Consider the following 263-nt stretch of genomic DNA (forward strand, 5'->3'; position numbering starts at 1 on the left):
CGTAACCGCCGAGCTGTCGGTCAGCAGCGGAACCGTCACCGAAGGTGGCAAAATCACCTACACCGTGAAGCTGGTCAGCGATGACCCGTCCCTGCCGGTCACCAACCACAAAGGCCTGACTTTCACCTTGACTGACGGCACCACCGTCACCATTAAGGCGGGTGAGGCCACCGGTTCGACTCAGGTCACTGCACCAGACAACGTCTACGTCAACGACCCGGTCACCATTACCCAGTCCCTGACTGGCGTTACCGGCAAGGGCG

Annotated in this window: 1 protein-coding gene; it reads left to right on the plus strand. The window is 60.8% G+C overall.

Annotation, left to right across the window (positions count from 1 at the left end):
* Positions 1 to 263: immunoglobulin-like domain-containing protein (locus tag ACN6NG_RS30010; protein WP_474317556.1), on the plus strand; the 263-nt coding region annotated here is incomplete at both ends.

This window comes from Pseudomonas sp. TSO6, assembly GCF_056098905.1.